The organism is Aeromicrobium panaciterrae (genome assembly GCF_031457275.1).
GTDB classification, from domain to species: Bacteria; Actinomycetota; Actinomycetes; order Propionibacteriales; family Nocardioidaceae; genus Aeromicrobium; species Aeromicrobium panaciterrae_A.
In genome coordinates this window covers 2,622,282-2,633,497 of the sequence record NZ_JAVDWH010000001.1, presented here as the reverse complement: position 1 = coordinate 2,633,497, position 11,216 = coordinate 2,622,282, and the positions used below count along the sequence as shown (strand labels likewise).

Annotated in this window: 6 protein-coding genes; 4 read left to right on the top strand and 2 right to left on the bottom strand. The window is 62.6% G+C overall.

The window, feature by feature from the left end; all coding sequences use genetic code 11:
* Positions 1-9 precede the first annotated feature (9 nt).
* The 3 genes from J2X11_RS13465 (at position 10) to J2X11_RS13455 (ending at position 8,372) form a co-directional block, all read left to right on the top strand.
* On the top strand, positions 10-750 hold the full coding sequence (locus tag J2X11_RS13465; protein ID WP_309971898.1) for a hypothetical protein: 741 nt from the start codon (positions 10-12) through the stop codon (positions 748-750).
* Between the two features lie 272 nt (positions 751-1,022).
* Positions 1,023-4,487 carry a DNA-directed RNA polymerase subunit beta gene (gene rpoB / locus J2X11_RS13460; protein ID WP_309971896.1) on the top strand — a complete coding sequence of 1,155 codons (3,465 nt, stop codon included), beginning with the start codon at positions 1,023-1,025 and terminating at the stop codon, positions 4,485-4,487.
* A gap of 60 nt (positions 4,488-4,547) precedes the next feature.
* Positions 4,548-8,372 (top strand): DNA-directed RNA polymerase subunit beta', encoded by a 3,825-nt coding sequence (locus J2X11_RS13455; RefSeq protein WP_309971894.1) that lies wholly within the window; start codon positions 4,548-4,550, stop codon positions 8,370-8,372.
* A gap of 57 nt (positions 8,373-8,429) precedes the next feature.
* On the opposite strand, the gene J2X11_RS13450 is transcribed toward J2X11_RS13455, so the two are convergent.
* Positions 8,430-9,497, bottom strand: coding sequence for an acyltransferase family protein (locus J2X11_RS13450; protein WP_309971892.1), 1,068 nt, complete (start codon positions 9,495-9,497; stop codon positions 8,430-8,432).
* Positions 9,498-9,550: 53 nt separating this feature from the next.
* On the opposite strand from J2X11_RS13450, the gene J2X11_RS13445 reads away from it, so the two are divergent.
* On the top strand, positions 9,551-10,006 hold the full coding sequence (locus tag J2X11_RS13445) for an NUDIX hydrolase (protein ID WP_309971890.1): 456 nt from the start codon (positions 9,551-9,553) through the stop codon (positions 10,004-10,006).
* Here J2X11_RS13445 and J2X11_RS13440 read toward each other — a convergent pair.
* Positions 9,996-11,132 (bottom strand): hypothetical protein, encoded by a 1,137-nt coding sequence (locus tag J2X11_RS13440; protein WP_309971888.1) that lies wholly within the window; start codon positions 11,130-11,132, stop codon positions 9,996-9,998. The two genes, J2X11_RS13445 and J2X11_RS13440, sit on opposite strands and share 11 nt — an antisense overlap.
* Positions 11,133-11,216: the final 84 nt, after the last annotated feature.

The following is an 11,216-nucleotide window of genomic DNA, read 5'->3' as shown; positions in this document are numbered from 1 at the left end:
GGTGACGACATGAGCGACTCCAACGGCCCCGTCAACCGCCGTCGCATCGCCGGCGAAGGCACAGCGAAGAAGGCCGTCGCCAAGAAGGCACCGGTCAAGAAGGCAGCCGCCAAGAAGGTGGTCAAGGCTCCAGCAGTCAAGGCGCCGGCCAAGAAGGTTCCCACCGTCAAGCCCAAGGCAGCTGTCGTCGAGAAGGCGCCCGCTCCGCGTACGCCTGTCGCGTCGGCCAACGGCCCCGGACCGACCCGTCGCGACCTGAAGTGGCTCATCCCGTCGATTGCGGCAGCGCTTGCCGCACTGATCGTCGGCGTCTGGCTTGCCGTGGATGGCATCCAAGATGTCAGGAACAACGACGGCGATCGTGCGTCGACGGAGAAGGCGGCATCCTCAGCCGCAAGTGCAGCGGCCGAAACGATCTTCTCCTACCAGTACGACAAGCTCGACGAGCACCTGACGGATTCCAAAAAGCTCATGACTTCCAAGTTCGCGAAGGACTTCGAGAAGATCGCGCCGGCGCTCGACGACATCGCACCACAGCGCCGTGTGCAGGTGGAGGCTGTCGGCCGCAACGCCGCCGCGCTGAGCTGCGGCGACGAGTGCTCACCCGGCACGGTCAACGTGCTGATCTTCCTGGACCAGGCGCGATTGATTGACGGTTCCAAGGAGCCTGATGTGATCGGCAATCGCATCACCATGAAGATGGTGCACCGCGACGGACAATGGCTGGTGGACGATATCCGCGCCGTTTAGGCGGCTAGCTGGAGCATGTACGCGCTCCAAATGCAACGAAAAAGCAAAATCTTCGTGGCAAAAAGCCAAATAGCGTCCCCTACCGAATGGCGATTGTCAAGACCCGCCCTTGCTTTCGGGGTGTCGAGAGGGTTACTATGAACTTTCGCGTTCGCCTCGCTATGCCCTCCTTCAAATGCTGGTTGGAAGGCGCCCCTTGACCGGGGTCGATTGGCGTGCGCGGAGCACCCCTCACTGAGCCACCCGCCTGCGAGCCCTTGGAAGGACCCCTCTTGGCCGCCTCGCGCACCACAGCACCTGTTCAGCCCCGCCGCATCTCATTCGCCAAAATTGCAGAACCTCTCGAGGTCCCAGAGCTCCTTGCTCTTCAGACCGACAGTTTTGCTTGGCTGATTGGCGATGACTCCTGGAAGGCCGGAGTCGAGCAAGCGCTCGCCGCCGGTCGCACTGATATCTCGACCAAGTCCGGTCTTGAGGAGATCTTCGAGGAGATCTCCCCGATCGAGGACTTCTCCGAGACGATGAGCCTCTCGTTCCGCGATCACCGCTTCGAGCCCCCCAAGTACTCCGTTGAGGACTGCAAGGATCGCGACGTCACATACGCCGCTCCGTTGTTCGTCACCGCGGAGTTCATGAACAACGAGACTGGCGAAATCAAGAGCCAGACCGTGTTCATGGGCGACTTCCCGCTGATGACCGACAAGGGCACCTTCATCATCAACGGCACCGAGCGTGTCGTCGTGTCCCAGCTCGTCCGCTCGCCGGGTGTCTACTTCGAGCGCACGCCCGACAAGACGTCCGACAAGGACATCTACACCGCCAAGGTCATCCCTTCGCGTGGTGCGTGGCTCGAGTTCGAGATCGACAAGCGCGACATGGTCGGCGTCCGTCTCGACCGCAAGCGCAAGCAGAGCGTCACCGTTCTGCTCAAGGCGCTCGGTTGGACCGAAGCTCAGATCCTCGAAGAGTTCGGCCAGTACGAGTCGATCCGCCTGACGCTGGAGAAGGACAACACCACCACTCAGGACGAGGCGCTCCTCGACATCTACCGCAAGCTGCGTCCGGGCGAACCGCCGAGCCGCGAAGCTGCACAGACGTTGCTGGACAACTACTACTTCAACGCCAAGCGCTACGACACCGCCAAGGTTGGTCGCTACAAGATCAACAAGAAGCTTGGTGCTGACGAGGCCTTCGATCAGCAGACGCTGACGATCGACGACATCGTTTCGACGATCAAGTACATCGTTGCTCTGCACAATGGCGACACCGAGCTGGACACACCGGCAGGCAAGACCATCGTTGAAGCCGATGACATCGACCACTTCGGCAACCGCCGTATGCGCACCGTGGGCGAGCTGATCCAGAACCAGCTCCGCACCGGTCTTGCGCGTATGGAGCGCGTCGTACGTGAGCGCATGACGACTCAGGACGTCGAGGCCATCACGCCGCAGACCCTGATCAACATCCGCCCCGTGGTTGCTGCGCTCAAGGAGTTCTTCGGAACGTCGCAGCTGTCGCAGTTCATGGACCAGAACAACCCGCTCGCGGGCCTGACGCACAAGCGTCGTCTGTCGGCCCTCGGACCGGGCGGTCTGTCACGTGAGCGTGCCGGCTACGAAGTTCGTGACGTTCACCCGTCGCACTACGGTCGTATGTGCCCGATCGAGACGCCTGAAGGCCCCAACATTGGTCTGATCGGCTCGCTCGCTTCGTACGGTCGCATCAACTCGTTCGGCTTTGTCGAGACGCCTTACCGCAAGGTCGTCAAGAACAAGGTCACGACGCAGATCGACTACCTGACCGCAACGGACGAAGACCGCTTCATCATCGCGCAGGCAAACTCGCTGCTCGATGAGAAGAGCAACTTCGCCGAAGACATGGTCTTGGTTCGTCAGAAGGGTGGCGAGGCCGAGCTTCGCCCCGCCGCTGACGTCGACTACATGGACGTTTCGCCTCGCCAGATGGTGTCAGTCGCAACCGCGCTGATCCCGTTCCTCGAGCACGACGATGCAAACCGTGCCCTCATGGGCTCCAACATGCAGCGTCAGGCCGTCCCGTTGATCCGCAACGATGCGCCTCTCGTCGGCACCGGCATGGAATTCCGTGCCGCCGTCGACGCCGGAGACGTCACCGTCGCCAAGGCTTCGGGTGTCGTCAAGGAGGTCTCGGCCGACGCGATCGAGATCACCCAGGACGACGGTTCGGACTTCACCTACCGCCTGTCGAAGTTCAAGCGCTCCAACCAGGGCACGTGCACCAACCAGCGTCCGCTGGTCGTCGAAGGTCAGAAGGTTGTCGTGGGCACTCCGCTCGCCGACGGTCCCTGCACCGACGAGGGCGAAATGGCGCTCGGCACCAACCTGCTCGTTGCGTTCATGCCTTGGCAGGGACACAACTACGAAGACGCGATCATCCTGTCGCAGCGTGTTGTCCAGGACGACCTCCTCACCTCGATTCACATCGAGGAGCACGAGGTCGATGCCCGTGACACCAAGCTCGGCCCTGAGGAGATCACTCGGGACATCCCGAACGTCTCCGAGGAGATGCTCGCTGACCTCGACGAGCGCGGAATCATCCGCATCGGTGCTGAAGTCGGCAACGGCGACATCCTCGTCGGCAAGGTCACGCCCAAGGGCGAGACCGAGCTGACCCCCGAGGAGCGCCTGCTGCGCGCCATCTTCGGTGAGAAGGCGCGCGAAGTGCGCGACACCTCGCTGAAGGTTCCGCACGGCGAGTCCGGCACCGTCATCGGCGTCCGCGTGTTCGACTCCGCTGAGGGCGATGAGCTTTCACCCGGTGTCAACCAACTCGTACGTGTCTACGTCGCTCAGAAGCGCAAGATCTCCAACGGTGACAAGCTTGCTGGCCGCCACGGCAACAAGGGCGTCATCTCCAAGATCCTGCCCGTCGAAGACATGCCGTTCCTCGAAGACGGCACTCCCGTCGACATCGTGCTCAACCCGCTCGGTGTTCCTGGACGAATGAACGTCGGTCAGGTGCTGGAGACCCACCTCGGTTGGGTCGCCAAGACCGGTTGGCAGATTCCGGACGACGAGAAGGACGAGTGGGCAGAGACCCTTCGCAAGATCGGTGCTGACAAGGCTGAGCCGGCGACCAACATCGCCACTCCGGTCTTCGACGGCGCGCGCGAGGACGAGATCCAGGGACTCCTGGCCTCGACCCTGCCCAACCGTGACGGCGCTCGCATGGTCAAGCGTGACGGCAAGGCGATGTTGTTCGACGGTCGTACCGGCGAGCAGTTCCCCGATCCCGTTTCGGTCGGCTACATGTACCTCCTGAAGCTGCACCACCTCGTCGACGACAAGATCCACGCACGCTCCACGGGTCCCTACTCGATGATCACTCAGCAGCCGCTCGGCGGTAAGGCCCAGTTCGGTGGCCAGCGCTTCGGTGAGATGGAAGTGTGGGCACTTGAGGCGTACGGCGCCGCATACGCACTGCAGGAGCTTCTGACGATCAAGTCGGATGACATCCTCGGCCGCGTCAAGGTGTACGAAGCGATCGTCAAGGGCGAGAACGTACCGGAGCCGGGTATCCCCGAATCCTTCAAGGTTCTCGTCAAGGAGATGCAGTCCCTGTGTCTCAACGTAGAGGTGCTTTCCAGTGACGGATCGCCCGTCGAGATGCGCGACGCAGAAGAGGATCTCTTCCGCGCCGCCGAAGAACTCGGCATCGACCTGTCCCGCCGTGAGCCCAGCAGCGTCGAGGAAGTCTGAGCACCCGCTCAGACTCCCCGACGCCCACGAATTCAAGAACAGTAAGGAAAGAAGACCAACGTGCTTGACGTGAACTTCTTCGATCAAATCCGGATCGGTCTTGCGACCGCCGACGACATCCGCGGATGGTCGTTCGGCGAGGTCAAGAAGCCCGAGACGATCAACTACCGCACGCTCAAGCCTGAGCGTGACGGCCTCTTCTGCGAGAAGATCTTCGGTCCCACCCGGGACTGGGAGTGCTACTGCGGCAAGTACAAGCGCGTGCGCTTCAAGGGCATCATCTGTGAGCGCTGTGGCGTTGAGGTGACCCGCTCGAAGGTCCGTCGTGAGCGCATGGGCCACATTGAGCTGGCCGCACCGGTCACGCACATCTGGTACTTCAAGGGTGTTCCCAGCCGCCTGGGCTACCTCCTCGACCTGGCACCGAAGGACCTCGAGAAGGTCATCTACTTCGCTGCCTACATGATCACCAAGGTCGACGAGGATGCTCGTCACAAGGACCTGTCGAGCCTCGAGACCAAGATCGACCTCGAGCGCAAGCAGCTCGAGAGCCGTCGTGACAACGAGGTCAACGAGCGCATGCAGAAGCTCGAAGAGGACCTCAAGGCACTCGAGGACGAAGGCGCCAAGGCTGACGCCAAGCGCAAGGTCAAGGATGCTGCCGAGCGCGAAGCCAAGCAGCGTCGCGACCGTACGCAGCGCGAGATCGATCGTCTCGACGAGGTCTGGAACCGCTTCAAGTCCCTCAAGGTCCAGGACCTCGAGGGTGACGAGCTGCTCTACCGCGAAATGACTTACCGCTTCGGCAAGTACTTCGAGGGCTACATGGGCGCCACGGCGATCCAGAAGCGCCTCCAGGACTTCGACCTCGACGCAGAGGCTGAGTCGCTGCGCGAGATCATCGCCACCGGCAAGGGCCAGAAGAAGACCCGTGCGCTCAAGCGCCTCAAGGTCGTTTCGGCGTTCCTCGGTAGCAACAACCACCCCTCGGGCATGGTTCTCGACGCTGTTCCGGTGATCCCGCCGGAGCTTCGTCCGATGGTCCAGCTCGATGGTGGACGTTTCGCCACCAGCGACCTGAACGACCTCTACCGCCGCGTGATCAACCGCAACAACCGCCTCAAGCGTCTGCTTGATCTCGGTGCTCCGGAGATCATCGTCAACAACGAGAAGCGCATGCTGCAGGAAGCTGTCGACTCGCTGTTCGACAACGGCCGTCGTGGACGTCCGGTCACCGGACCGGGCAACCGTCCGCTGAAGTCGATCTCCGACATGCTCAAGGGCAAGCAGGGTCGCTTCCGTCAGAACCTTCTCGGCAAGCGCGTCGACTACTCCGGCCGTTCGGTCATCATCGTCGGCCCGCAGCTCAAGCTGCACCAGTGTGGTCTGCCCAAGCAGATGGCACTCGAGCTGTTCAAGCCGTTCGTGATGAAGCGTCTGGTTGACCTCAACCACGCGCAGAACATCAAGAGCGCGAAGCGCATGGTCGAGCGTGCCCGTCCCGTCGTCTGGGATGTCCTCGAAGAGGTCATCACGGAGCACCCGGTGCTGCTCAACCGCGCACCCACGCTGCACCGACTGGGCATCCAGGCATTCGAGCCTCAGCTCATCGAGGGCAAGGCCATCCAGATCCACCCGCTCGTCTGCTCGGCTTTCAACGCCGACTTCGATGGTGACCAGATGGCTGTGCACCTGCCGCTGAGTGCGGAGGCACAGGCTGAAGCCCGCGTGCTGATGCTGTCGACCAACAACATCCTGAAGCCGTCTGATGGCCGCCCGGTCACCATGCCGACCCAGGACATGATCATCGGCCTCTACTTCCTCACGCTCGAGCGTGAAGGACACGTAGGCGAGGGTCGCGCGTTCAGCGCGGTTCCCGAGGCTGTCATGGCATTCGAGCGTGACGAGATCTCGCTCCAGAGCCACGTCAAGATCCGCATCGATGGCGAGATCAAGGAAACGACCCTGGGCCGCGCGATCTTCAACGAAGCGCTTCCGGAGGACTACCCGTACGTCAACCACCAGGTTGGCAAGAAGGAACTCGGTGTGATCGTCAACGATCTCGCCGAGCGTTACTCCAAGGTCGACGTCGCCAACTCGCTGGACAACCTCAAGGACACCGGTTTCCACTGGGGCACGCGCTCCGGTGTGACCGTGTCGATCGAGGACGTCATCACACCTCCCGGCAAGCAGGCCGTCCTCGACAAGCACGAGGCCCTGGCTGCCAAGGTTCAGACTCAGTTCGACCGCGGTCTCATCACCGAGGACGAGCGTCGTCAGGAACTCATCGAGATCTGGACCCAGGCCACGGCCGAGGTTTCGGGCGAGATGGAAGGCCTCTTCCGGGCCAACCCTGACAACCCGATCTGGATGATGGTTGACTCCGGCGCCCGCGGAAACATGATGCAGGTTCGCCAGATCGCCGCCATGCGTGGTCTTGTGGCCAACCCGAAGGGCGAGATCATTCCTCGCCCCATCAAGGCCAACTTCCGTGAGGGTCTGTCGGTCGTCGAGTACTTCATCGCGACCCACGGTGCCCGCAAGGGACTCGCCGACACCGCGCTGCGTACGGCTGACTCCGGTTACCTGACGCGTCGTCTCGTCGACGTCAGCCAGGACGTCATCATTCGTGAAGACGACTGTGGCACCGAGCGCGGTCTGCGCCAGGTCATCGCGACGAAGCTCGACGACGGCCGCCTGGTCGCCGCTGAGAACGTCGAGACCTCGGCCTACTCGCGTACGGCAGCCGGTGACGTCACTGACGCCAAGGGCAAGACGCTGATCCCCAGCGGCAGCGACCTCGGCGATGTCGAGATCGAGCAGCTCATCGCTGCTGGTGTCGAGGAGATCAAGGTCCGTACCGTCCTCACCTGTGAGGCCAAGGCTGGTACGTGTGCCAAGTGCTACGGCCGCTCGCTCGCGACCGGCAAGCTCGTCGACATCGGTGAGGCCGTCGGTACCATCGCGGCCCAGTCGATCGGTGAGCCCGGCACGCAGCTGACCATGCGTACCTTCCACACCGGTGGTGTGGCTGGAGACGACATCACGCACGGTCTTCCGCGCGTCGTGGAGCTCTTCGAGGCACGTCAGCCCAAGGGTCGTGCGCCGATCACTGAGTCCGCTGGTCGCGTTGCGATCGACGACTCGGACAAGACGCGCAAGCTCGTCGTCACACCTGACGACGGCTCGGAAGTCCTCGAGTACCCCGTCACGAAGCGTTCGCGCCTGCTGATCGCCGATGGCGATCACGTTGAGGTCGGACAGCAGCTCACGCACGGTACGCCGGATCCGCAGGAAGTTCTGCGTATCCTCGGTGTCCGCCGCGCGCAGGAGCACCTCGTTGACGAGGTCCAGGAGGTCTACCGCTCGCAGGGTGTGGCCATCCACGACAAGCACATCGAGATCATCGTGCGGCAAATGTTGCGGAGAGTCACCGTCATCGAGCAGGGTGCGTCCAACCTGATCCCGGGTGACCTGGTCGACCGTGCCAAGTTCGAAGAAGAGAACCGTCGCGTCGTCGCCGAGGGCGGTACCCCCGCTTCCGGTCGTCCGGTGCTGATGGGTATCACGAAGGCCTCGCTGGCCGTCGAGTCGTGGCTGTCGGCCGCCTCCTTCCAGGAGACGACCCGCGTCCTCACCGACGCAGCCATCCATGGCAAGTCGGATGCCCTGCGCGGTCTGAAGGAAAACATCATCATCGGAAAGCTCATCCCGGCTGGTACTGGTCTCGACCGGTACAAGAACATCCGGGTCGAGCCCACCGAGGCTGCACGTCAGGCCGCCTACGCCGTCACCGGCTATGGCGACTACGACTACGGATTCGGCTCAGCTGACGCCGCTCCCGTACAGCTCGATGACTTCGACTTCACGTCTTACGACAACTGAGTCATAGCGAAGAAGGGCCCCACCGCGAGGTGGGGCCCTTCTTCTTTGTCTTCAGCTTCAGCTTGAGCTCGCTGCTGCCTTCTTCTCCTCCGCCTCACGGAAGAGCGCCTTGAGCTTGGGTTCGAAGATGGGCCGGAAGGCAACCGACACGGGCTTGGTCATCAGCAGGTTGGCCAGGATGAACGCGCCAATGATGCAGGCGATCACGGCGTTGACGCCGTACTGATCGATCTTGTCGAACAGGTCGAACTGCAGGTCCAGCAGAAGGATGACGTAGCCATGCAGGAGGTAGCAGTAGAACGTGCGACCGCCAAACCGTGTCGTCCACGACCTGCCTCGTGGCACCAGGGATAGTGCCGCAAACGTCAGCACGAAGCCGATGACGAGCAGCTCCGCTCGTTGGGTGATGCCTTCCATGGCCGTTGCCCGGAGAGGGCTCTCGTCGTAGCGCTGCTTCCAGAGCAACCAGTCGGTTGTCCAGTTCTTTGAGTAGACGTAGCAAATGATCAGTGCGGCGCCGAGGATCGCGGCTGACGCGATGCGGATGGGCTTGGCGCTCAGCCGCTCGAACACCTGGCGGTTCATGTGCATGCCGACGACGTAGAACGGCAGGAACCCGAGCACCTTCGGCAGGGCGAGCACGTTGGGGACCTCGATCAGTCCCACAGCCAGCGAGATGATGATCGACGTGGTGATCGGGTAGCGCAGCGCACGCCAGATCGGTGTCGTGAGGCGCCAGATGAACAGGGCTGCCAAGAACCAGGCGAGCCACTGCGGCGACAGGATCCTGAGCGGATCCGGCCCTTCGCCGTAGTGGCGAGTGATCAGCTGCAGCGAGGTCTCGACTATCAGGTACGGCACGACGAGGGTGCTGACGATCCGTCGCACCTGGCGTGCGTCGCCGACATAGTTGCGAGCTGTGTAGCCGGAGATCAGCACGAAGAACGGCATGTGGAATGAGTAGATCCACACGTACACGCCCCGAGCGGAGTCCATCTCGGTGAACTGCGTCAACACGTGGCCGATGACGACCAGCAGCATGACCCAGTAGCGCGCGTTGTCGAGGTACGCCACCCGCTCCTTGGGCGGAGCAGTGGTCAGTGGCAACGGCTCGAGTGAAGTCATTGTGATTGACTCTAGTAGCCGCTGCTGAAGACCACCTGTTGGAGGAATGAGTCGTGCCTGAGCCCACACGTACGCAGCGACTCGGCGCGTACGCCGTGGTCACGGATGGTGAACGCATCCTTCTGACTCGCATCTCCGCCGTGGGATATCCGACCGGATGGTGGGGACTTCCGGGCGGCGGCGTGGATCATGGGGAGTCGCCGAACGTGGCCGTACGGCGCGAGCTGTACGAGGAGACAGGACTCAAGGCGCTCTCAGCACGTCTGATGGACGTGCACGACATCCACATCGTCGAAGTCGGCCGCGGCGACATGTACGAGGACTATCACGGCGTACACCTGCTCTACGCCGTCGAGATCGAGCCGGGCACTGAGCCGCATGTCGTCGAGCTGGACGGCACGACGGACGACGTCCGGTGGGTTGCGTTCGCCGACGTCGGATCGGCCGTTGAACCCGTATTGCCGGTTGTCACGTACGCGGTCGAGAACCTCGGTCAGTTCACTTCTTAGTGGCGGGATACGAGAACAGCATCGTGTAGCTGCCTCGCGCTGTGAGCACGTTGGTCGCGCGCACTGTCGCACCGTCCGCGGCCACGGCCGTGTAGGTCGTGCTGACCTCGTTGAGGTCTTCAGACACGTCCTTGGTGAACTCGCCCTTGACGCCGGCATCGATCACGAACTGCTGGGCGATCTGGTCGCCGTCCGTGGCTCGGTCGGTCGTGAAGATGACGAAGCCGGGATCGAAGCCGCTGAGGATGATCGTGGCGGCCTGGGGTGCAACCCACTTGCGCAGCAGCGGGGTGTCACCGGGTGCGTCTTCGTCCATGCGCGGGAAGATCAGGCCCGAGGTGTCGCCACCAGACTTGATGTCCGGCACGTCCTTGAGCTCATTGGATTCGCGGGTCAGCTGGCCTGTACGCGGATTGCCTACGTATTGGATCTTCAGCGTCATGACGGGCCGAGTCTGAGCCGCCGGCGGGGAGGTGCGGGTTTTGACGTTGCCGGGGTCGACAGTCATGGTGACGCGAATGTCGCGCTCATCGGCCGTCAATCCGCGGACCGTGAGCTGGCAACCGGTGATGCGGCGGTCAGTCGACGAGCAGTACTTCGACAGATCGGTGGTCGACACGTCCGCTGCGGGAAGAGCTGCCGAAATCTGGGCAAGCATGCGGCGTACGACGTCAGATGGCTTGCCGTCGATACGCATCAACGAGATCGTCGTGTCGGGCTTCGGTGGGTCCTCGATGGCCTTGAAGGTGTCGTCGCTCGGGGGCGTGTCGATCGGGGGCACTTTGGAGGGGAGCGGGGTGCCTTCGCGCTCGGCCTGGGCCTCCTTTTCTTTGTCCTCGGCCTCACGCTGGGCGATTGCAGCATCGAGCTCAGGCTTGTAGGCAGCGATCAGCTTGGCGCTGCGGAAGCGTGCCAGCGGGCCGAGCTGCGTCGCGCCCTTCGGCACCTTGAACCCGTACGTGATGGGGCTGTCCGGTCCGGCCTCGTGCTCTTCGACATCTGCCGGCTGAGTGGTCTTGATCGTCGAACTGGGAGTCGGAGAGGTGTCCGACGGGTCCGACTCGCAGCCTGTGAGCACCACAAGAAGGGCGCACGTCACTACTGCAAATGTTGCTGATCTGCTCATGGGACCCCTTCAGTCGCTCGCCCAGCCTAGGACACGGCTCCCACCGCAAGGCTGGAGGCGGCGTACGCCGTATTCTCAGCACTG